Origin of the sequence: Mariniflexile jejuense, assembly GCF_042675665.1 — a bacterium.
GTDB lineage: Bacteria > Bacteroidota > Bacteroidia > Flavobacteriales > Flavobacteriaceae > Mariniflexile > Mariniflexile jejuense.
In genome coordinates, this window is sequence record NZ_JBHTJI010000001.1 from 2,383,430 (window position 1) to 2,406,479 (window position 23,050).

A 23,050-nucleotide genomic window follows, 5' to 3' on the forward strand; every position below is an offset into this window, starting at 1 on the left:
TTCATTTTTAACACTGTTCATGTAAAATGAACGAAGACTTTGTCTGAACAAAAGTTTAGCAAAACAACGAACATTCTCAAATGAAGACTTATAGTCCTAAGCTACTCATACGCTTCATAGTATCAAAAAAAGCTTGATAAAACGCATCGTCCTTTGCATATAAACGATATAATTCCAACTCGTTTTTACGTTGCTTTGACATGACATCATCCAATATTTTTTTAAAAGCTAAATCTTTATTCTGTGCATCACTATTTTCAGCTACTTTCGTTTGAAAATCAGGATGTGCCTGAATAGACTTTGTCAAACTAATAAACTTTACGCGTTGATCGTCTGGTGTTGCTTCCCAACCTTGAAACCAACGTTCATTAAAACTATTAATAATTAAATCTAAAGGGTCTTTTTCCTCATCAGTGCCATGAGCTCCTCGTGGATTTGGATTTTGAGGGTCTATAATGCTTTCAGAATCATCTAAACCAATGGTTTCATTTAAACGCACCCGTTCAATTCCATAAGTTGAAAGATCTATAGAGCTTAATAATGCGTCTAGAGCATCAACTTCAGCATTTTTAATGGGTAATTTCGGAATTAAAAATTTTAAAAACCAATACAGTTTTTCCCAATTTAAAACTTCAAAAGGTAAGATAGAAGCCATTTGACCGTAAATCTTAACAAACTGTTTTGCCTTAATTTTAAAATCCGCTTTCTCATCGTCTTCTAATTCCAATCCATTAACAAATCGCTCAGCTGCTCTTTCGATAATTGGGCTCAAAACCTGAGCATCCACTTTATTGAAAAATTTCTCATTAAAATCTTCAACTTCAGCCCATTCATAAACACCAACATCATCAAGAACGTCTTTTAATTCGTGAAGTACATTTACATCCGTGGCCTCACTTAATGAAGTTGCTGTATAAAACGGATCAAAAGAGGCTTTTATATCATCTGTGGAATTAAAGAAATCCAACACAAAAACATCTTCTGTTTTCTTTCCTAATTTATCAGCTGCTCGGTTCAATCTAGATAAGGCTTGAACTGCCAATACACCTTGTAGTTTTTTGTCAACGTACATGGCACAAAGTTTTGGCTGATCAAAACCTGTTAAGTATTTATTGGCTACCACTAATATTCTATAGGCGTCTTCGTCAAACTTATGTCGGGTATCCTTTTCAGCAAATCCATTTATTTCAGCTTCGGTAAACTCAATACCATCCACTTTCTTTATTCCCGAAAATGCAATGGCGATTTTAAACGGAGATCCCTTGTCTTTTAAAATACTTTGAAAGGCCTTATAATACCTAATGGCAGACTCAATACTTTGAGTAACCACCATAGCTTTTGCCTTTCCTTTTAGCTTTTTCTTGTTAACTATATTAGGTATAAAATGATCTAATATAATTTCTGCTTTGGTATTTATGGTACGTTGGTCACTCTCCACATAAGCTCTTAATTTTTTCTGTGCTTTTGCTGAATCAAACAGCGGATTGTCCTCAATAGATTTCTCTATTTCATAGTAACTTTTTAACGTTGTATAATTTGCCAATACATCTAAAATAAAACCTTCTTCGATGGCTTGTTTCATGGAATATAAATGAAACGGTTTAAAACTACCATCCTCTTGCTTTACTCCAAATTTTTCTAATGTTATGGGTTTTGGTGTTGCCGTAAACGCGAAATAAGACGCATTGCCTCGCATTTTACGAGACTTCATAGCCATTACTATTTTATCCTGAGCATCAAAGGCATCTTCGTCTTCATTAACTTGTTGCCCCATGGCTCGATTCATATTATCGTGGGCAGAACCACTTTGGCTACTATGTGCTTCATCTATGATTACCGCAAAACGTTTATCACTTAAATCCGCAATACCATCAATAATAAATGGGAATTTCTGAATGGTGGTAATAATTATTTTCTTGCCCTGTTCTAAACTTTCTCTAAGTTCTTTTGAAGAATAAGCTGGCGCTACAATATTTTTAACTTCAGAAAAATCTGCAATATTATCGCGTATTTGCTTGTCTAACAAACGACGGTCTGTAACCACAATTACCGAATCGAATAAGGGTTTTTCCAAATCTGTAACTCCTGGTGTGTTACTACTTTCTGGATAGGTTTCTATAAGTTGATAGGCCACCCATGTAATGGAATTGGATTTTCCTGAACCTGCCGAATGCTGAATTAAATAGGTTTGACCCACACCCTTTTTACTAGCATCCTCAATTATTTTTCTTACTACATCCATTTGATGATATCTAGGAAAAAATAAAGTTTTAGTTTGCAAAGGGTCTTTTTTCTTTCCATCCAATCGCACAAAATGTTGAATGATGTTTGCCAGACTTTCTCTTGTAAAAACTTCATTCCAAAGATAATTGGTTCGGTGTCCTATGTCGCCTAGCGGTAATTCCGGATTGCCTTTGCCATGTTTATTCCCTTTATTAAACGGCAAGAAAAAGGTGTTTTTACCGTCCAATTTCGTGGTCATAAAAGCTTCGTCTGTATCCACTGCAAAATGAACCACGCAACGTGCAAAGTTTAACAACGGTTGTTTGATATCGCGTTTGTTTTTGTATTGGTCTTGACCATGTACTCTAGCGTTTTGACCTGTCCAAGCATTTTTAAGCTCCATAGTTACAATAGGCAACCCATTAATAAACAACACCAAATCTATTTCTTCTCTGGGATTATCTACAGAATATCTTAATTGTCTGGTAACGCTAAAACAATTTTTCTCAAAATTATCCTTTACCGCTTTACTACTGCTTGATAATGGCAACTGATAAAATAAGGTGAAATGTGCATCATCAACTTCCAAACCTTTTCGAAGTATATGCAGCACACCATATTTCTTGATAATACGATCAAAACGATTTAGAATTTTTAATTTCCAGTCACTTTGTTTTTGTAGTTTCTCCAGCTCTTTTTTTTGAGTGTTTTCTAAAAAACTCCAAAAAAACTGTTCGTCTAGCGCAAATTGGGCATTAAAATTTGATGGCTGACCAATAAAATAGCCTTTACCTGTTCTATAAATTTCGGCATTTTCATTAACTGCGTCTACAGATAAACCCTGTGCTTTTAATGCTTCTAAACACGTACCTGTTAAGTGACTTTCTATGGCTGCTTCTAAAGCTTGTTCGTTGGTTTGGCTATGCATGGTGATTTAATTGCGATTTTAGTAATTCGATAATTTCAATTTCGTGAGCTTTAATTTCTTTCGAGCCCCAAGAATTATCGGGATATTTATTAAACATCAAATATTGCTTAACACTGTCAGCAATGGCTCCATTTTTATAATGTTCTTTTTTAGCCTTAGGCATATAATTATTCATAGCTGAATTTTTGCTGTGACTAATAAGAGTTAGATTTCCTACTGAATGTAAGTCTTCATAGTTTAATTTATCAAAACCTTCTTTGGGGTTTTGTGGATAATAATGTTCAACCGAACTTCTAAAAGTAAATTCGAATTTGCTTACAAATGACTTAAGACCTATTACATCATAAATTTCATCATTAAGTACAGATTTAATTAGTAGGTAATCAATATAATTAAAAATGAGATTATTTTCTATAGTTGAATACTTCAATTTATTCCAGTTTAAGTTGTTTTCATCAAAATTCTCATCTTTTTCTCCATAGATTATATCGAAATATTCTTTCTGATTGTTATTTAGAAATCTATTAAAAACAAGTTGTTTTGCAAAGCCTTCTAAATAATTAATATATGAACTTGAATCAATTCCGTTAGTAGAATAATTAGTGTATAAATATTTTAATGCCGCATTTAGCCAATGTTTATACATCATATTGGGAGCTACAGTATGAAACATACTAAGTAGCCAAATTAGATTTCTGTTATCACTTTCATTTTCTTCCGTACCGAAAGAACCTATATAGCTTTGAGATTTATCATTGTAAAAGTGTAATTTTTTTAAACTCCAACCTTCTGTATTACTTATAAATTCTCTTTTAATAACGTAGTTATCTAATAAGAATTTGGTTTTCAAAATGCAAAAAGCAAAGTTTTTAACGAAACGTATTTGTAGTTCGTTAGATAGACTTTTTAAAAACTCAAAATTGCTAATTAATTTCTTGTCATCTAGTTTAAACTCATTGTCTTCTTTAAAAATTAATAGGCAATGGAGTAAAAAATTTTGAAAATTAATAACACTATTAAATCTTTCAGAAGTTTCTTGGTTACTATTGTTAGAAATGTTCGAATATTTTGTATTCTTTATGATTGAACGTAGGGATGGTTCTAAGTTATTTGAAGTGCTATTTTCATTTTTAGGCTCCAGTGTTTCATATTCCCTAAACTTTGATAATAAATCATCAAAATTTTCAACATTTAAAGTATTCCAGTTTTTACCAAATATATCCTGTCTATGATTTTTATCAAATGCATATTGAATATAACGCTCCATTTGAGAGCAACCGTCCCAAATTCTTGTAAACAACATTTTAGTTATATCCTTTTCTGTTTTGTTTTCTATATTTTCAAGGTAACTTAGTAGAAGGGATTTAAGTACTTCATGTTTTTCTAATTGCTCACCTCGATTATTCATTATTTCAAAATAATGGTTTAAATCTGTGTCCTTGGGAACTTCAACTCTTAGTATTACAACATGGTTATTTAAGTAATTCACAAAATTTAATAAGTGGTCATTTACTAAGTTATCAGAAATTTTAAACAACGACTTTAGTTCTTTTTCTATTATTTGGTATGCATCTTTTATGGTTGTATTATATTTTGTAAAATCGTCAAATTTACCTTTATAGGCTAATTCAAGAGCGTTACTAGATGTTATTCTATTTTCAAACTCTAAAATGGTCTTTTTAAAATTTGGTAATTCGTTTTCTAAATTAAAAGTGTTTTTTAAAACAGCATAAAGGATGTTTAAAGTAGTTAATCTTTGTTGTCCGTCAATAGTTTCATAATAAGATTGATTATCCTCCTTTTTTCTTTTATAAACAACTAGAGTGCCTATATAATAATTTTGTCTTTTTTTGGAAATTGCAAAATCATTCACATCATTAATAAGTTGCACTATTTGACCTTCGCGCCAAGCGTAATTTCTTTGATAAATAGGGATGCTGTATTCTCCCGATTTAAAAATTTCATTAATGCTAAAAGGTGTTATCTCGTTTGAATTATGCATCTTTTCTAATGAAGTTAAATTCTACAAATAAGTCTATGATTTTTTGAGTTTTGGAAGATATTGGATTTTGTGTGATGCTTAAATTTTCTTTTATTACTTGTTGTGGTGTAAAGGCGTCTTTAATTTTTTTAAACATATTATGTTCCAGAACATAATTATCTACCGATGAAAATTGCAAGCTTTGATAATTTAATCGAAGGTTAAACGCCCAAATAAAAAAATATTGAATAGCAGCATTCAAGTCATTTTCCCCAAATTTATCAACATAGTATATCAATATAGTATCAAAAAGTAAGCGTGTGTACAAATCGCCCGTTCTGCCCAATCCTTCGTAATTATCTATTGTTTCCAATATTTTTTTACTTTGTAAATTTAAAATCGGGTTGTTTTTTATACTTCTAACCATTGTATTGAACACGTTGTGATAATGATGGATCATTTCAAAAAATCTACGTCCATTTATTATTGTTTGATCAAGCTGAAATGGATAATGGTAAAAGGATTGATCTATTTTTCGGTGAAAGCTATTGTTGTAATCATCAACAAAATAATGCAAAATTCGTAATGATTTAGAATAAGGAAATTGGTTTAATTCATGAATATTAATCCCTTTAAACAAATAAATTTCGTTTTTAGAAAATTCACGAGCCGATTCGGCACTAGACCAACCCTTTATTCTATACAAATACTCAGAAAATAAATGAGCTAATTCATCATCCTCCGTATTTTCCCACTGATTAACAATTTTCAGTTTTATTTTATTTTCAGATTCATCAAACTCTCTTAAATGATACGCTTTTAGTAAGTCATGCGGGTCCAAGTCCTTACCTCTTGAGTTTTGAGAATCAAAAAACTGAAAAGCTTCAGAGATGTCTTTTAATGTAAATTCAATAAACTCGCATTTATAGAGAAGAAAGTTTACCATGTAATCATCAAAATCGGAAACCAGTCTTACAATATGCTGGTAGTTTTCAAATATATTTTGTTGGCTAACTGGATGAGTAAAAAAAAGCTCAACTAAATGTTTTTCAAGCTCAAAAAGCTCTTTACTAGTATCATTTATAGTCTTATTGGTTTTGTATTTTTCAATTAATGCATGTATTATTAAAAGTATGGTAATGGTGCGTTGCTGTCCATCAACAATATTGTAAGCTGAATTTGTTTCTTCTTTGTGAATTACTATTGTACCAAAGCGGTACAAAGGTTTATTTTTAAAAGTTTTAATATCATTTACAAGTTGACCAACATGGTTATGATTCCATTTGTAAGGGCGTTGATAAATAGGAATAGTTAGATACCTATTAGATAAAAATTCCTTAACGCTAACCACCCTTGAAAAAACACTTTCTTTTACACTTTTCTTTTCCTTTAGTAAAACATCATTCATAAAATTACCGTTTTCTGATTTAACACACCTTAACCTTACCCGTTACCAAACTATTTATCAAACTACTTTTAAATTGTTCCATATTTCTTATAAATACCTATCAGTTAAATAATCCACATAACTTTCATTACCATCATAAAAATCTTTTGATAAATTAATAATTACTTCTTGATAGGTTATATGCCTAAATTTAATGTTATCCTTTTTAGCTATTTTGGCAAATTTTTCTATCTCCTTTCTATGTTTTGCTCCATCTTTTCCAATTACATCATACCAAAGGTATAAAAGCGTAAAACCATTTTTTTTGTGTATATTTTTTAAACCTAATATGTGCTTTATTAATTGAGCTACATCTAGATATTTAAATTCTTCATTATCATTGTCGGGAGAAACTTTATTTCCTAGTTCGTGTAAATTAGGAACATCTTCCCAAAATGATTTTGATTCATCTTTTGTATATGCTTTACGTAATCCCTTGGGCTTACCTTTATATGGTTCTGTAAATTTTGATTCTATGGCAAATACTCTATTATTGTATTCTATAACAACATCCAAGTTAGGTTTCTTCGGAAAATCTTTCTTGTTGTCGCATATCTCAAATTTCTGTTCGAATCTTACAGCATTGGGCAAGCTATTTGAATTAATTGACCTTTTATTAATTAATTTACAGGCAGAAAGTATAGCGCTTACATCTTTTTCTTGCCAATATTGAAATACATTTACAGGCAATGCAGAAGAAGAGTGAAGCGCCTTCATTTTAGCCAATCTAGTCGTAGTATCTTTTGTTTCGCTTCCATCTCCAGAATTAAAATCACATTGGGTTTCTTCTGATAAATGTTGATTAAAAATATTAGAACTTAAATCATGTAAATAGTTTTTTTCTCCTCTATTTGGTTGTGTGCCTCCAAGAAGTTGAAACCCTTTTCTTTTTGCCCAATTTTGCTGTTTTGATTGTATGTATTTTAAACCATTCATAGCTTTATGCGAAATTTTTAACACACCCTAACCTTACCCGTTACCACACTATTTATTAAACTACTCTTATACTCTTTTAACTTCTCAATTTCTTGCTGTTTTAAGCTAATGGCTGTTTCTATTTTTTTATTATCGGCTTCATATTTTAGAAGAATTTCTTTTTGTTTTATTATTGAAGGCAAAATAACTGGTAGTTGAGCATATTTATCAGCTCCAATATTTTCTATTGTTGCTTTTATGAAAATACTATCTTTCCATTTATTAAATAATTCAGAATTTGTAAAAAGATAAAGAAAATCACTTAAAATAATTTCCTCGTTAGCTTCAGCCTTTATTAAGTATCCTGCAAAACAATAATCATTTTCAACAGACATTGATTTTTTAAATTGATAAGTCTTTCCGACTGTTGCTCCGCTTCTTGCAAATAAAATATCACCATCTTTTAATAAATAATCTCCTCCATTTTTCCAAGAGAGTGAAAGTTTATTCTCTTCATTTAATTTTCCATCCGTTCCAAAATCAGTAATTCTCACATATCGAGGCAAATCAATATCATATTCAATACCACTTTCATTTGCTCCATATTTTAACTTATTTTTTAAAATATATTTAAGCTTTTTCACCTCCCAATGCTCAGGAATTGCCCCAATCCACTCTACACCGGAGTCTTTTAGTTTTACGGTATCATCTAAACCACGGGTAACGGCTTTGTGTATTAAAATTTGTTTGCGTTCTTTAAGCAGGTTTATTTGTTGCTCTTTTATGGCTATGGCTTGGTCTATTTTGGTGGTTTTATCGTCTAAAAATTGGGCAATTGCGGTTTGTTCTTTTAGGGGTGGAAACGGAAACGGAAATCTTTTAAAATCATTAAAACTAATATTTTGTCTAAGCCCTGAACCCAATCCATAAATCACCTTATTTATATCTATTGTGTGTAAATAATAATGATAAAAACTGTTAGAATTTTTCCCATTAACTCTTAAATTAATGTAAGCACTTGTAATAATTCCATTATCCTTTGCCAGTCCAGTTCGTAAACTTGTTTTATCATTTTGTAAATCTGTGGGTCTAATTATAATATCTCCCGATTTTACCAACTGGTAAGTTTCAAATGATTCGGGAACCAAACCTGTTAATTTTTCTTCTGGTTTAATTACTACGTTTCCATAACTTAACGAAAGAACAGTTTTTTCAATAAAACCTGTATTCTTCTCTTTACTTTCCGATAAAACGGTGAACCCCGGTTTAATCTTCCAATGCTCAGGAATTTCGCCCAACCATTCAACACCAGAATCTTTGTAGGTTTCGTAACGCTGTATTCTATTTTCAACTTCCACCATTACACCAAGTTTAAAATGTCAGCAATTAAACCATCGCTTTGTTGTTCTAGCACTAAAATATCTTGTGTCACGTCTTCTATACTACGTAAAGGAGTATGCTTGTAAAAGTATTTGTTAAAGCTAATTTCGTAGCCAATTTTGGTGGCGTCTAGGTTTATCCAAGCTTCGGGCACATGTGGATTTACTTCACGTAAAAAGTAGCTGTGTATGTTATCTTTTAAGGGTACGTTTTCGGTGTCGCGTAGGTCGCTTTCGGTTTCGTAGGTAATGTATTCGCCTTTTTTTAGAGATCCTAGGACAAGCTCAGGATGACTCCACGGATAATACCCAAAGTCTGCTAAATCTTTTTCTTTGCAATCTAAATGTGCTAAGAGTTTGTTTAGTTTATCGCCTGAGAGTTTCTCAACCTTTTTAATCACTTTATGGGCTTCGGCATCGTACCAACTTACGGCATTTAAAATGACTTTTTTATCGCTTGCGCTTATATTTAGTTTTTGCTTTTTAATTTCGGCATCGACCAACATTTTAAAGTTGTTGAAATCATTATACTCCCTGTCACCAATAGCATTTAACAAAGCGGTTCCTATTTTTACTAGGTTTAGGTGCTTTTGCCAGGTGTCCTTTTTTGTTAGTTTCTTTTTATTGGCAGACGAGAGATTTAACTCGTTTTTTTCACACCAGTCTAACAATTCCTTTTCGTGTTGCTTGGTGTTATTGTATATACTTTCACCAAAGGTTTCGAAGGCATATTTCATAGGTTCGCTTAAGCTTTTATCGTACCGTAAGGTTTCAATACGCGCTGTGGTAAACTGTGCTTTTAAGCGTTTTGGGCGTTCTATGGTGGCTTTGTAATATCCAAAATCTGCATTATCAAACACCTGTGCAGAAATACCTTGTTCGCCTTCGCGTTCGGCAATACCCATTTTGGTATAGATTTCTACAATTTCGGTAATATGTTCTGGGGCAAACTCACAATTTTTGTTTCCTAAGTTTTTACGCAGTTTTCTATACAGTTGCCCTGCATCAATTAACTGCACCTTGCCTTTTCGGTGGGTTGGTTTGTTGTTGCTTAAAATCCAGATATAGGTAGTAATGCCTGTATTATAAAATAGGTTGTTTGGTAATTGCACGATGGCTTCCAGCCAATCGTTTTCTATAATATAACGGCGTATGTTGCTTTCGCCGCCACCAGCATCGCCTGTAAACAAACTAGAACCGTTATGTACACTGGCAATACGTGTGCCTGTTGGGCTTTGGGTAAGCGGTTTCATTTTGGAAACCATTTCCATTAAAAACAGTAATTGCCCATCGGAAGAGCGTGGAATGGCATCGGCATCTTCTTCTACACCCCAATAATTCTTTAGTTTAATTTGAAAACGGGTATCAATAACATCGCTACCATCTTTTATGTACTTCTGTTCACTTGCCCACGACTTTCCATACGGTGGATTGGAGAGCATAAAATCGAACTTTGTGCCCGCAAACTCGTCGGTAGATAAGGTTGAACCTACACGTATGTTGGCAGGGTCGTTGCCTTTAATCATCATATCCGACTTGCAAATGGCGTAGGTTTCGTCGTTTATTTCTTTTCCGTACAGATACACATCGCCGGTTGCGCGTATGTCGCCTTCTTCATCCTTTATGAAATTTTGAGATTCGGTAAGCATACCACCACTACCACAAGCAGGGTCGTAAATGGTCATTACAGGTGGTAATTTGTCTTTTATTGGGTCGAAAATAATGTGGGTCATCAAATCGATTACTTCACGAGGCGTAAAATGCTCCCCTGCTTCTTCGTTATTTTCTTCGTTGAATTTCCGAATCAATTCTTCAAACACATAACCCATTCCTAAATTAGAAAGGGCTGGTAGTTTTCTGCCTTCTGGGTCTTCTTTTTCAAAAGGGGTTAGGTTAATGTATGAGGACGTAAATTTTTCCAATACATCCAACAAAACATCTTTGGTTGCCATATGGCGCACTTGACTACGCAATTTGAATTTCTCGATGATTTCCTTCACATTAGGACTGAAACCATTTAAATAATCTTCAAAATTAGCTTGTAATATCTGTGCACTGTTGGTTGCTGTATCTTTTAGCTTTTGAAGTGTCCATTTACTGGTGTTATAAAACACATAACCAGTAGCTTGTTCAAAACCTTTGTCTTCCAATTCCGTAAAGCCCATTTGTACTTTCTGAAACTCAAGTTCCTCTAAAACCGCTTCTTTGGTTGGTTCTAAAAGCGCGTCTAATCGTCGCAATACGATCATTGGTAAGATAACGTCTCTGTATTTTCCGCGTACGTAAACATCTCTGAGGCAATCGTCTGCAATAGACCAAATGAAGGATACTAATTTATTGTGGGATGATTTGTTCATTGTTGAAATTTCTGTCTGATTAGAAAGCTCTAAAATATGAAACCATACCCATATATAATTATGGAATACCACAATTTTTTAAAAATAATAAATGCTGTTTTTAAATCAATTTATTTTTCTTGCTATATTTCTTGAACATCTTATCTCCTGACAGATCCCAGAAAAAAAGAGAGATAGCTGCAAAACTCCATATAGCACCCATCCACATAATTGAATACTGTTTATCACCGATTAGAAATGTGTAGGTAGATGCTAAGAATATGGCAATAGCAAATAATAGCAAAACACCTGAAAAATAAACATTTAACAATTTTCTCTTTGCAAATTCAATTATTGAAATAATGATTGTTCCAATATAAACACCTAAGTTTAGTGCGTAAATACCATAAAGCCCTAAAATCTCAAAAAAAACACTCTCAGATTTTCCATCTTTAAATATTTCAAAATAATGAATGAACCAGTTATCCATAAGAGAGTTATCTAATAGAATATGTTTAGGACTATTTACATATTCTATTTCTCCCCAATTGTATTTTTCTATTTTATCTAAATAAGACATTAAAGACAATCTTTCATCAATTAATGAATTAAATGTTAATCCAAAATTGACCCAAAAATAAATACCTCCAAAAAATATGACCATATAAAGCAATCCATCTGGTATATTTAAATTAAATAGCGAAATATTATCTACACCAAATATGAGTACTAAAATAGAAGAGCACAGGATAGCCAACATCCATGTTTGAATGCCACTAAATTTTTCTAAATGATTTTCATAATATGTATGTTTTAATTGAAAAACATCTTTATAACGTTCCACATTTTTATTAGAATCACCTGATTTTATTATTTCTTTGAAACTATCTTGATACCTTTTTTGATAATCACGTTCATTACAATAATCATGAATCCCTAATGTAATTAGTGAAATTGCCACCAATAAAAACAAATATTTTAAAAAGACTAATGACGTAATTAGTTTCATAAAATTATTAAGTGTAAAATTTATTATATAAATATCGAATCAAAACCGTAGTGTAATAAAGCAATATGGTTAAGCTTATAACTTTATACAGAATACCTGTTAGCATTTTATAGCTTACAAGTTATTTTGACTGTAAATTCCCAGTTTAATTAAATTATCAAAGTCAAGATTTCATAGCTGCATTTTCATTTTTTAGTCTTAAAAACTTTTTGTGCAATGCTTCAGTATTTTCTTTAAAGTACCAGCCTTTATCCAGATGATCCACATTTATTTCAATAAGTGGGTTTAAATGGTATTCTATGTTTAAAAATGAATATCTTAACATATTATTTTTATCCTTTAAAGCATCATTTATTGATGGCAGAGTATATTTATCTATCCTTATTTCGTGGATGATTTTTTGAAAAGAGGACTCTAAAAGTTTAGTCATTTTTTCTTGATTTAGGTTTCCGTCAAAATTAGGTAACTTAACTTTCTCCTGAAGAGTTAATGCAATTTCTTCAACTTGGCTGGGCTCTAATGAAACAGTGCCCTGCATTTGAACTTTGTTTTCTAAATTTTTATCAGATTCCTGAAATTCATTATTGCTATCTTTCTTGTATAATGCCCTATGAACTTGAAATAAATATTGATACTTAGAATCTTTTTTGTTTTTCTTATTTTCATTCAAAACCATCTTGATTTTAGAAGAATTATCATCTGTGGTGGTGATACGTGCTTTAATGGAAAGTTTTTTATTGCTTAATATTGAAATTGTTACAGGTAATAAATTCACATAATTTATCTCAACCTTGCCTTTAAATAAAAAATAAACAACTTCTGACAATAGTTTTACAAACCAATTTATTCCACTTGGAATCCGAAAGATTAGACCCGCCAATGAAATTGCAAACGCACCTAGCATCACAACTCTACTTAATTTATTTTTTACCAAAATAACCATACGCTTTAAACCTAATCTCACTAAATCTTCTCTAATTTGAGTTTGGTACTTATCTAGGTCGTCAAAAAAGTTAACTTTATTAATTTGGTTGGTAAAGAGACTTTCTAAATCATCTTTCCTATCCGTTAGAATGAAAGGATGTATCAAATCATTATCTTTCGTTTTCTTTCTAAAACCTTCATCAGTGGCTGATAATGAACTTAAAGTACTTAGCCTAGCATAATGAAATGCATACTGCCTAGCCTTTTTAGAGGCAAAACCGCCAAAGGCACTCACCTCTTCTCCTGGTAAACTAATTACCTCCTTCTTAGAATTTATGGGTAGAATTGCAACACGTTCTGCCTTTGGATTTTTACCATAAGTGTTTAATGAGAAATCAAAAATGATTTTAAAAACAGCTCGTGCGAATAGGTTTTTGTCTTTTGAATTTTCGATTTCTAAAATTTTATAGCCTTCAGGGTCAAATTTATCATTTGGAATTCTATTATTATCAATTGCATTCAATAGAATTTTAAACTTTTCATTAGCAATCTTCAAACATTTACTGTTGGAATCAACTTTCGAAATACATGCTTTTGTTAATTCATTTTGAAAATAATCTATAACATTTCTGGTACCTAGTGATATTATGTCATCACCTAAATTTGTTTTGATCTTCTCATATGCCGTCTTTAAAATTTCTACGGTTAAATTACCTCCTAAATATTCATTTTGATCCAAATAACTAAAAATGGTATCTCTCAAGTTAAAATTCTGTTTTACATCCGAAATTTTATGCTCTTCCTTAATCCTACCCTGATTTTTTAGAGAAGTGATTAAATTAGACGTAACGCCAAATAATTTGGACAATTCATCGTTCTTGATGGCTTCACTTTCATCCATTTCCACGGGAAACAGAGATGATAGTGAAAAGGTCTGGTACTTTTCCTTACGCACGATTGGGTCCACAAAAAGGATAAGCCTATCGATGGCATCTAAATCTGAACCAAAATCTTGAAAAGCACCTATTCTAAACGCTTCTCTTATCGGTTCATTATTAAATGTGCCTCCATCTATATAAGGAAAATTAAAACTACTATAAGAAAGTGCGTTATCTAACTCTTCATTAAAAACACTTGTTTTTTTAACATTATCATCATTAAATTTATCGTTTAAATCATTAAATTGAACTGGCCATTGTCCACATTTTTTTTCATATGCCTCATCACCGTCAAATTCTTGACGATATCTTCTTAAAAGAACAGGTTCAAAGGCAATTGGGAAAGCTCCACAGGCTAACACAGAGGAACAAATTATGGACCATGCCCTATCTTCATTTAAATTAAAATTTAAGTCTGCTTCATTCTCTATATCTGTGAATTTCAACCATCTTGAATCACTTCCCTTTGTTCCAACTTGGGTTTTATCAAAAACAAAATCCATTATACGAAGTTCAGTATGATTTTGTGCTCCAACAGATTGAACAACATTCTTCTCTAGTTTTGAAAGTTCTGATTCATCTTTTTTAATTTCGATTGGCAGCAAATTGGTTAAAGAACATGCAAATAGAACCCTACCTTTATCTAATACCCTGATATTATCGAGGTTGTCAAATTTAGGATCTATTATAAACTCTTCGGCTAATTGCTCCAATAACTCTCTGTCAAGTAACCCAAAAGATTCATGCATCTTGGGTTCAAAATTGGTTTCCTTTTTTGTTCCAAATAATTCTTGTGCTGTTAACCTATTAACCCATATTTCTTCCTGAATCTTCTGTGCAACCTGTAAGGCTTTTAACTCCTCTATGTTTGGATGTTCCTTAGCAAGTTTATCATCATTGCCAAAATAATCACTTGCAATTTCATTAATTAGTATATCTTCATCCACACCTTTCAATAGTTTTTTAAGCATGGATTTATAATCAATGAGTGATTTCAGCATAATGGTTAGAGCAATTGCTCCCGCACTAGCCCCACTCATGCCGTCTACGATAACTTTATCATACTTTTTTCCATTTCTGTCCTGACCATATAAGATCAATAACTTAAGAGCTTCTGTCAAGGCGGAACCGGAAAAAGAACCTAAAGAAACTCCACCGCCCATTGCTAAACAAATTTTTAATGTTTTACCCATGTTTAATTCTTATTTGTTAATTAATAGTTTATCAACTTTTTAGTAGAACTCACAAACATTATAATTGATCATTAATAACATTTAAAATCCTTAGTCATTTGTGAGGGTTTCTTCTATGTTCCTAGGTTTAGATTTATTAATAAATGAGGTTAAATTAGTGGCATAACCTACCATAATCTGTGGAAATATACTATGGTTTTCTGTATGGTAATAACTTCCCAATTTAGCATATATACCGCCTTTGGATTTATCTGGGTTTGTTAGCCAATAGAAATTAGCCTCAACATTAACCAAATTATATTTGGATACAAAGTAATTATTACCAGTATCAACTATAATATCATTTTTAAAACTACGACCATTAATTGCTTTGGTATCGTTATAGTTTAAATCTTCTAAGCTAAAAACAATATCAGCTCCAAAATTTGTTTGAGGTCGAATTTCAAAATTTAAATATGGTCCATGACCAACAGAAAGTAGTTGCCTACTAGTAATTATGTCTGTATCGGTAGGTTGTGTTTGAGTATACCTAAAACCTGTACGATAAAAGGCAGCACTATACCCTAAAGAAGTATTTAAAAACCACCCTTTTGATTCATAAGTAAGAACATCTATATTTACTTTACCATACAAATTGTTTTTACGTAACATATCAAAATTACTAAAGGTTTCATCATCTTTAATTGCTATGAAACGTGATTCATCTTCAAAACTATTATTTAAAGCTATATTTGCCATTGTTGTAAATTGCCTTGTAAACGTCAACTTTTTCCAATTTCTAAGATTTAATGGCAAGAGTAACTTAGCTTGGGCATTTAAAATAGAGTTGCTATTTTCGGTATTAAAACCCATGACATCGGTATAAACAATGCCTGTAAAGAAATCAAAAAAACGCCGTTGTATGACTTTGCTTTCTGATTTGTTTTCTTCAGAATTTGATAATGAAATTTGGCTGTTTGCAATAGAATAATTAAAAAACTGGTCAGATTCATAATCAAAAACATTGTTGTAATCTATAATAATCCAATTATAATTTTTGGTTTGTGCAGAAACCGTACTGCCGTATTTATTAAAATATCTAAGTGGTACACTGTAATTATTATTTTCAAAAATTAGTTTTTCTGTAGTTTCGTTTTCAGTTAACTCTGCTTTTATATAAATTGAAGATGCTTTGTTATTGAAGAACTGTATTTTAGCATCAATAATTTTTAAAGTACCTTGTCCTAAAACAGTGGTATCTTTGTATTTAGCTTTGCTTATATATTGACGAGCTATCCCTTGTTCAAAAAGTTTCATTGATTCTTCAGAGGGGTTACTATTCTTTTCAGCTAGTTTTGGGACTCTATAGGTGATATCATAAGGAACTAGAGGCTTTAGAACAATATTTGCAGAATAATGATCTTTTTCTTCATCAATGTTATTATAGAGATTTTCAACCTCGGTACGTTGAGCCTCAGCCTTCTTTCTTTCAACAGCTTGTATTTTTGCTTTAAGTTCTGAAATTTGGTCTTTTTCAGTTTGATGTATTGAGGCTATTAGTAAGGTAGTATCTAAATTTGTTTTTATAAACGCTAAAACATCGTTAACTAATAAAGTAGGACTAATTGTATTTACATAAGCCCTTGTTTCAAAGCAATTAGGACTTCCACAAATTTGCAGAATAAACTGATTACTGTTTGATTTGGAATTTACGCTATATACTATTTCATTTATAGCAATATTATCCAAAAGCTCGAACTCGTTTTTTTCGGTTTCCTGTGCTTGACTATACAAAGTTTGAGTCATCACAAAGAAAAATGCAATTTTAGAGAATCTCATATTGGTTGGTTATAATTAATTTAAATAAAAATAAGATAGAGTTAATCGCATCTTATTATTCAATATTTTATATTAAACTTTTAAATTAAATAGTTTTTAGAGAGACTTTAATTCCTTTATTGCTATTAACCAGAATTAATTTTTGGAGAGAATTTATGTAAATTTAGTAAAAAATATTTTCCTACAAACTATTTTATGAAAATAAAAGCTATTGATTTCTAAGTGATTATAAGATCATCTTAATGTATCCCCTAATTAAATCACATTATCATTTTAAAAAAAACTAATGGAATACAAAAAAATCACACGCAAGCAACTGTACAACCTTGTTTGGTCTACCCCAATTACAACCTTATCAAAACAATTTAATGTGAAATCATCAAACATAAAAAAGTCATGCCTAGATTTTGACATTCCTACTCCACAGAATGGTTATTGGTCAAAACTAAAACATGGAAAAAAAGTTGAAAAATCATTGTTAAAGAACGATTTTGATTTAGTCATAAAATTAGATCTTATCAAAGATGCTACAAGTACGCTCGTGTTTAAAGTACCTCAAAAACTTTTAAAACCAGATGATTTGGTCGCTTTAGCCAAAAAAGATTTATCAGGAAAAGAAATATCACATTGGCATAGGCGCAAGGGATGGTAACTACTTCAGAAGGAGTATTAAACATTACGGTAACACCAAAACTTGTTACAAGAGCTCTAATTTTTATGGATACATTTATAAAATTAGCTAAACAACGTGGTCACAACATCTCCTTTAAAGCTCATTATGGAACAATTATTTCCGTTTACGGAATTGATTCAATCATATATTTACGAGAGAAAAACAAAAGAATCATAACAAAAAATAATGGAAGTTGGAAGGAAACAGAATTAGTACCTATTGGAGAATTAGTTTTTAAAAGGGATGATTATCCACGTAGGGAATGGTCTGATTCAAAAAAAGTGAAGTTAGAAGCTAAAATTCCAGATATAATGCAATATTTCGAAGAACAGGCGATGCAAGAAAGAGCTAATGATATTGAACGTGAATTACGAAGAGAAGAACAACAACGCCAACAAAAAATAGAAGAAGAAATAAAACAAATTAGGAAAAACGAAATTGAAAAATTAAATCAACTGCTTGAGGATTCTACACCTTATAGAAAAGCAGTACAACTAAGGACTTTCATTACTGCAAAAAGAGAGAATGCACTCAGGAATAATAATCTAGATGCATCTTTAGAAGATTGGATAGAATGGGCATATGCTAAAGCAGATTGGCTTGATCCAGTTACATCTAGAAAAGATGATATTTTAGGTGATTATGACGATTATAAACAATAAATTAGGTTCTCGTAAAAGATCAAAAAGCCATAAAAAGAAGTAAATACGACCAAAACGAGATAAGACCTGCGAAATTATGTTAAAAAATGTTAAATTTTATGCTGTTTGCAAATTGTTTGCAAATAAAAAGGCCTTAAAGAGTTAAACCTCTGTAAAGCCTTGTTTTTACTAGTGGTCCCACCTGGGCTCGAACCAGGGACCACCTGATTATGAGTCAGGTGCTCTAACCAACTGAGCTATAGGACCGATTTCTTGATACTTGCCATTTTTCAATGGTTTCATCTTGAAATTGGCTGCGAATTTAATACTAATTTTAAAACTCTACAAGAAATTTATTCTTTTAAAATAATTTCTTGACAAAGTTCTATCAACACTCCGTTTGTGGTTTTAGGATGTAAAAAAACAACCATCTTATTATCAGCACCTTTTTTGGGTATTTCGTTTAAAACAATAAAGCCTTCATTAGTTAATCTTTTAACTTCTGCTTCAATATTTTCAACTTCAAAAGCAATATGGTGAATGCCTTCACCTTTATTATTTATGAATTTCGCTATTGGACTATCATCATTTGTGGCTTCTAACAGTTCAATTTTATTATTTCCAATTTTAAAAAATGCAGTTTTTACACCTTCACTTTCTACAGTTTCCGTTTTATAACTTAGTTTACCAAAAAGTTTGGAAAACAACGTATTAGATTCTTCAAGGTTTTTTACAGCTATACCTATGTGTTCAAGTTTTTTCATCAGCTATTTTTTATCATTTGCTTAAAAAGAGAAAATTATCATTCAAAGTTAAGATACAAAATTTGTAATCTAAACGTAATATAATCTTTAAATAAGCGTATTTTTGCAACTTAAACCTTTAAAAGGTAAAAAATGAGTAACGAAGAGGAAAGCCAAAGGCAAAAAAAAATAGGGTCTGTTTTACAACGCGATTTAGTTGAAGTTTTACAAGGCGCTGCTAGACAGGGCGGTATGCACGGTGTTATTATATCGGTTTCTAAAGTGAAAGTAACTGTAGATTTGGGTGTTGCAAAAGTATATTTAAGTATTTTCCCTAACGATAAAGCGAAAGAATTGCTTGTTGGCATCAAATCAAACACACCATTAATTAGACATGAATTGGCACAACGTACCAAACACCAACTACGCAGAATGCCTAATTTGGAGTTTTTTATAGACGATTCTTTAGAATATATTGACCAAATAGACAAATCTTTAAAAGGTGAAGACAACCCTATTAAAGACCCAAGTATTTTAGATAAACGAAAAAAATCGTAATTGAAGTTTCCGTTATATATAGCAAAACGTTATTTACGCTCAAAAAGCAGTAACAATGCTATTAATTTTATTACCATTATAGCCATTATTGGTGTTATATTAGGTTCTGCTTCGTTATTTATTGTGTTGTCTGGTTTTGCTGGTTTAAAAGAATTTACCTTGCAGTTTTCTAGTGTTGTAGATCCTGATTTAAAGGCTGAAGCTGCTTTAAACAAATCGTTTATATTATCTAGCAGTGATATTTCAAAACTTAATCAATTAGAAGATGTTGCGCATTATTCTAAAATTATTGAAGAACGCGTTATTATTGCTTTTCAAGACAAAAATACGTTAGCAACCATTAAAGGTGTTGATGAACATTTTCAACAGGTTGTCGATTTTGATTCTGTAATTGAACGAGGCGATTGGTTAGAACAAAAATCAAGACAAATTGTTGTGGGTTGGGGTATTTCAAACAACCTATCGCTTGGGGTATTAGACTTTACGAAGCCCATAAATATTTATGTGCCAAAACCTGGAAATGGACAAATCACGTCTATAAAAAATGCATTTAATAGTGTAAACACCATAAGTGTTGGTGTGTTTTTTATAAATGAAAAACTAAACGATTCGTATGTGTTTGCTCCTATAGATTTAGCACAAAATCTTTTAAATTACAAACCAAACCAAATTACAGCTTTAGAATTTAAGCTTAAAGAAGGTGTTGATGAATCTCTTGCAAAACAACACATTCAGGCTATTTTGGGCGATAAAGTAATTATAAAAAATAGAGCACAATTAAACGATGCGCTTTACAAAATGTTAAACACCGAAAATCTTTTTGTTTACTTATTACTCACACTGGTATCTATGCTATTGATTTTTAATGTTATAGGCTCGTTAATAATGATGATGCTTGATAAAAAACGAAGCCTAAATACACTTTTTAACATAGGTGTAACGGTTAAAGATATTCGTAGAATTTTCTTTTATCAAGGTAGTTTAATGAGTATTATTGGCGGTTTTATAGGTTTAACATTAAGTTTAATTATCATTTTTCTTCAAAAATCATTTTCATTGGTGATGATAACACCTTCATTAGCGTATCCTGTTACCATAAAAATTGAAAATATTTTACTTGTGTTTTTAACTATTTCTGTTTTAGGAATTATTGCTTCAAAAATAGCATCGGTACGTGTTACAAAGTCTTTGGTTGAAATGCATTAATTTTTACATTTAAAATCAAAAAAATATCTTTTTGCCAAACAATATAATCAATGCAATTAAACCTTTTCTATAAATTATTGTCTTAATTATAGTATTAGTCAACCAATTTAATTTCAAAGGGATATGAGCAAATTTATATTTTTCATCGTTATTATATCTGTTTTTTCTTGTAATTCTGATAGTGTTGTTAATGATAACGAAGTGCTTGAAAAAATCACAAAACCTAAAGGAATATTTTCAAGTTCATTTGGTAATGAATTGGCTTTAGACAATATTCATACTAAAGGTTCTTTAATAAGAGTTACTTGGAAAGACATTGAGCCTAAAAAAGGAGATTACAATTTTTCAAAAATAGAACAACTACTTTCTGCACTAAAATCAAGAAATTTAAAATGGAGCTTAGCTGTTTTAGCTGGTGGAGATAGTCCACAATGGTTAATAGATGAATTTGGTGTTGATTATTTTACAATAACCAGTATTGATAAAACCATCAAAAAAATTCCTAAAATTTGGGATTCAAAAGTAAACCAAAGATTAGAGCTTCTTGCTAAAGCTCTAGCTAACAGTTATGGTAATGATACAGATTTAGAATTAGTATATGTACCTCAAATGACTTCGAACGGTATTGAAGGGCATTTTAATGGTGTTACAGATACAGAATTATTAAATGCTGGACTTACCTCGAATAATTGGGTTGATTCTGTAAAAGAAACTGCTAAAATATTTGCTATTGCCTTTAAAAATAAGGCTATTGCTGTTGAAGTGCATGATATAATGCATGACACATCTATTCCATCAAAAATTATGAACGACCTATGGAATGATGAATCGTTAAACCATCATGTTGGTGCTGCTATTTGGTGGATTTCTGGAAAAAAAAGTTATCAACCTAACTTAATAGAAGCCTTAAAACTATTTCCTGGTGATATTTATGCGCAAGTAATAGGACGTTCCGATCAAATAGAACGATTTGAAAACAATGATTACACAACTGTTTTTAGTCAAGCAAAAGAAATTGGAGTACGTTATATTGAAGTTTGGGAGTATGAACTTGTTAATAACACGTTCCCTCAAGAATTTAATGCTTTTAATGAGTATGCAACTACTGCTTTTGAATAATTTTTTTAACCTTACTCCGTAAACTGGTAATGGGCGAACTGTTCCAGAACCTCATCAAAGACTGCAAACACATCTTTAGAATGATCACTTGTTACCATTTTGGTGCGTAATTCCTTAAAGTGCGGAATGTTTTTAAAGTAATTGGTGTAATGGCGGCGGGTTTCGAAAACACCCAAGGTTTCACCTTTCCAATCTATTGCCATTTGCAGATGGCGGCGTGCTGCTTCTACACGCTCTTCAATAGAAATTGGCTCTAAATGTTCACCCGTTTTAAAAAAGTGCTTTACTTGCTTAAAAAACCATGGGTTGCCAATGCTGGCTCGCCCAATCATACAGCCATCAAGCCCATAAACATCGCGCATTTCCATAGCTTTTTCTGGCGAATCTACATCGCCATTTCCAAATACAGGAATGTGCATGCGAGGGTTATTTTTAACTTCGGCAATGGGTTTCCAATCGGCATTGCCTTTATACATTTGTGCGCGGGTACGCCCGTGGATAGCAATGGCTTTACAGCCTACATCTTGCAAACGTTCGGCCACTTCTAGAATTCTTATGGATTCGTGATCCCAACCTAAACGGGTTTTTACCGTTATGGGTATGTTGGTACGTTTTACCATTTCTGCAGTAAGTTGTTCCATAAGGCAAACATCTTTTAAAATACCTGCGCCTGCGCCTTTACTCACTACTTTTTTTACTGGGCAACCAAAATTGATATCGATAATGTCTGGTTTTGATTCTGCAACAATATCAATAGTTTGTAGCATACTATCTAAATTGGCTCCAAAAATTTGGATACCTACGGGTCGTTCTTTTTCATAAATATCCAACTTCATAACGCTTTTGGCAGCGTTTCGAATTAAGCCTTCGCTAGATACAAATTCGGTATAAACAACATCGGCGCCTTGTTCTTTGCAAAGTGCTCGAAATGGCGGATCGCTAACATCTTCCATTGGTGCAAGAAGTAACGGAAAATCAGGAAGTTCTATGTTGTCTATTTTTACCACTATATAAATTTT

The 23,050-nt window shown here is 31.7% G+C and carries 16 protein-coding genes and 1 tRNA gene; 5 read left to right on the top strand and 12 right to left on the bottom strand.

Going from position 1 to position 23,050, the window contains the following annotated elements:
- Positions 1 to 88: 88 nt before the first annotated feature.
- The 9 genes from ACFQ1R_RS10195 to ACFQ1R_RS10235 form a co-directional block, all read right to left on the bottom strand.
- Positions 89 to 3,151, bottom strand: coding sequence for a type I restriction endonuclease subunit R (locus ACFQ1R_RS10195; RefSeq protein WP_379926064.1), 3,063 nt, complete (start codon positions 3,149 to 3,151; stop codon positions 89 to 91).
- Positions 3,144 to 5,153 carry a DUF262 domain-containing protein gene (locus ACFQ1R_RS10200; RefSeq protein ID WP_379926065.1) on the bottom strand — a complete coding sequence of 670 codons (2,010 nt, stop codon included), beginning with the start codon at positions 5,151 to 5,153 and terminating at the stop codon, positions 3,144 to 3,146. The genes ACFQ1R_RS10195 and ACFQ1R_RS10200 overlap by 8 nt, the downstream gene beginning before the upstream one ends.
- Positions 5,146 to 6,540: a DUF262 domain-containing protein gene (locus ACFQ1R_RS10205; RefSeq protein WP_379926066.1), complete on the bottom strand. Its 1,395-nt coding sequence runs from the start codon at positions 6,538 to 6,540 to the stop codon at positions 5,146 to 5,148. The genes ACFQ1R_RS10200 and ACFQ1R_RS10205 overlap by 8 nt, the downstream gene beginning before the upstream one ends.
- 87 nt (positions 6,541 to 6,627) lie before the next feature.
- Positions 6,628 to 7,515, bottom strand: coding sequence for a PGN_0703 family putative restriction endonuclease (locus ACFQ1R_RS10210; RefSeq protein WP_379926067.1), 888 nt, complete (start codon positions 7,513 to 7,515; stop codon positions 6,628 to 6,630).
- 17 nt (positions 7,516 to 7,532) lie between these two features.
- Entirely contained in the window at positions 7,533 to 8,852 is a 1,320-nt protein-coding gene (locus tag ACFQ1R_RS10215; RefSeq protein ID WP_379926068.1) for a restriction endonuclease subunit S, read from the bottom strand.
- 2 nt (positions 8,853 to 8,854) lie between these two features.
- Entirely contained in the window at positions 8,855 to 11,230 is a 2,376-nt protein-coding gene (locus tag ACFQ1R_RS10220; RefSeq protein ID WP_379926069.1) for a type I restriction-modification system subunit M, read from the bottom strand.
- A gap of 100 nt (positions 11,231 to 11,330) precedes the next feature.
- The gene (locus ACFQ1R_RS10225; protein WP_379926070.1) at positions 11,331 to 12,218 is read right to left on the bottom strand and encodes a hypothetical protein; all 888 of its coding nucleotides are present in this window, start codon (positions 12,216 to 12,218) and stop codon (positions 11,331 to 11,333) included.
- A 163-nt stretch (positions 12,219 to 12,381) separates the two neighbouring features.
- Positions 12,382 to 15,273: a patatin-like phospholipase family protein gene (locus tag ACFQ1R_RS10230; protein WP_379926071.1), complete on the bottom strand. Its 2,892-nt coding sequence runs from the start codon at positions 15,271 to 15,273 to the stop codon at positions 12,382 to 12,384.
- A 90-nt stretch (positions 15,274 to 15,363) separates the two neighbouring features.
- Positions 15,364 to 17,091 (bottom strand): hypothetical protein, encoded by a 1,728-nt coding sequence (locus tag ACFQ1R_RS10235; protein WP_379926072.1) that lies wholly within the window; start codon positions 17,089 to 17,091, stop codon positions 15,364 to 15,366.
- 286 nt (positions 17,092 to 17,377) lie between these two features.
- On the opposite strand from ACFQ1R_RS10235, the gene ACFQ1R_RS10240 reads away from it, so the two are divergent.
- Together ACFQ1R_RS10240 and ACFQ1R_RS10245 are read left to right on the top strand one after the other, a co-directional pair.
- On the top strand, positions 17,378 to 17,743 hold the full coding sequence (locus tag ACFQ1R_RS10240) for a hypothetical protein (RefSeq protein WP_379926073.1): 366 nt from the start codon (positions 17,378 to 17,380) through the stop codon (positions 17,741 to 17,743).
- On the top strand, positions 17,737 to 18,426 hold the full coding sequence (locus tag ACFQ1R_RS10245) for a hypothetical protein (protein ID WP_379926074.1): 690 nt from the start codon (positions 17,737 to 17,739) through the stop codon (positions 18,424 to 18,426). The genes ACFQ1R_RS10240 and ACFQ1R_RS10245 overlap by 7 nt, the downstream gene beginning before the upstream one ends.
- 172 nt (positions 18,427 to 18,598) lie before the next feature.
- Here the strand turns inward: ACFQ1R_RS10245 and ACFQ1R_RS10250 are convergent.
- Both ACFQ1R_RS10250 and mce read right to left on the bottom strand, forming a co-directional pair.
- A tRNA-Ile gene (locus ACFQ1R_RS10250) sits at positions 18,599 to 18,672 on the bottom strand.
- A gap of 86 nt (positions 18,673 to 18,758) precedes the next feature.
- The gene (gene mce / locus ACFQ1R_RS10255; protein ID WP_379926075.1) at positions 18,759 to 19,169 is read right to left on the bottom strand and encodes a methylmalonyl-CoA epimerase; all 411 of its coding nucleotides are present in this window, start codon (positions 19,167 to 19,169) and stop codon (positions 18,759 to 18,761) included.
- Between the two features lie 132 nt (positions 19,170 to 19,301).
- Between mce and rbfA the strand changes: the two genes are divergently transcribed.
- The 3 genes from rbfA to ACFQ1R_RS10270 all read left to right on the top strand — a co-directional run bounded on the left by rbfA (position 19,302) and on the right by ACFQ1R_RS10270 (position 22,031).
- On the top strand, positions 19,302 to 19,706 hold the full coding sequence (gene rbfA, locus ACFQ1R_RS10260; protein WP_379926076.1) for a 30S ribosome-binding factor RbfA: 405 nt from the start codon (positions 19,302 to 19,304) through the stop codon (positions 19,704 to 19,706).
- Entirely contained in the window at positions 19,707 to 20,912 is a 1,206-nt protein-coding gene (locus ACFQ1R_RS10265; RefSeq protein ID WP_379926077.1) for an ABC transporter permease, read from the top strand.
- A gap of 123 nt (positions 20,913 to 21,035) precedes the next feature.
- Entirely contained in the window at positions 21,036 to 22,031 is a 996-nt protein-coding gene (locus ACFQ1R_RS10270) for a beta-galactosidase (RefSeq protein WP_379926078.1), read from the top strand.
- Between the two features lie 11 nt (positions 22,032 to 22,042).
- On the opposite strand, the gene dusB is transcribed toward ACFQ1R_RS10270, so the two are convergent.
- Positions 22,043 to 23,038 carry a tRNA dihydrouridine synthase DusB gene (gene dusB, locus ACFQ1R_RS10275; RefSeq protein WP_379926079.1) on the bottom strand — a complete coding sequence of 332 codons (996 nt, stop codon included), beginning with the start codon at positions 23,036 to 23,038 and terminating at the stop codon, positions 22,043 to 22,045.
- Positions 23,039 to 23,050: the final 12 nt, after the last annotated feature.

Coding starts and splice junctions, on each gene's coding strand:
- ACFQ1R_RS10195 (WP_379926064.1), bottom strand. CDS start 3,151: ATGCATAGCCAAACCAACGAACAAGCTTTAGAAGCAGCCATAGAAAGT.
- ACFQ1R_RS10200 (WP_379926065.1), bottom strand. CDS start 5,153: ATGCATAATTCAAACGAGATAACACCTTTTAGCATTAATGAAATTTTT.
- ACFQ1R_RS10205 (WP_379926066.1), bottom strand. CDS start 6,540: ATGAATGATGTTTTACTAAAGGAAAAGAAAAGTGTAAAAGAAAGTGTT.
- ACFQ1R_RS10210 (WP_379926067.1), bottom strand. CDS start 7,515: ATGAATGGTTTAAAATACATACAATCAAAACAGCAAAATTGGGCAAAA.
- ACFQ1R_RS10220 (WP_379926069.1), bottom strand. CDS start 11,230: ATGAACAAATCATCCCACAATAAATTAGTATCCTTCATTTGGTCTATT.
- ACFQ1R_RS10225 (WP_379926070.1), bottom strand. CDS start 12,218: ATGAAACTAATTACGTCATTAGTCTTTTTAAAATATTTGTTTTTATTG.
- ACFQ1R_RS10230 (WP_379926071.1), bottom strand. CDS start 15,273: ATGGGTAAAACATTAAAAATTTGTTTAGCAATGGGCGGTGGAGTTTCT.
- ACFQ1R_RS10235 (WP_379926072.1), bottom strand. CDS start 17,091: ATGAGATTCTCTAAAATTGCATTTTTCTTTGTGATGACTCAAACTTTG.
- ACFQ1R_RS10240 (WP_379926073.1), top strand. CDS start 17,378: ATGGAATACAAAAAAATCACACGCAAGCAACTGTACAACCTTGTTTGG.
- ACFQ1R_RS10245 (WP_379926074.1), top strand. CDS start 17,737: ATGGTAACTACTTCAGAAGGAGTATTAAACATTACGGTAACACCAAAA.
- mce (WP_379926075.1), bottom strand. CDS start 19,169: ATGAAAAAACTTGAACACATAGGTATAGCTGTAAAAAACCTTGAAGAA.
- rbfA (WP_379926076.1), top strand. CDS start 19,302: ATGAGTAACGAAGAGGAAAGCCAAAGGCAAAAAAAAATAGGGTCTGTT.
- ACFQ1R_RS10270 (WP_379926078.1), top strand. CDS start 21,036: ATGAGCAAATTTATATTTTTCATCGTTATTATATCTGTTTTTTCTTGT.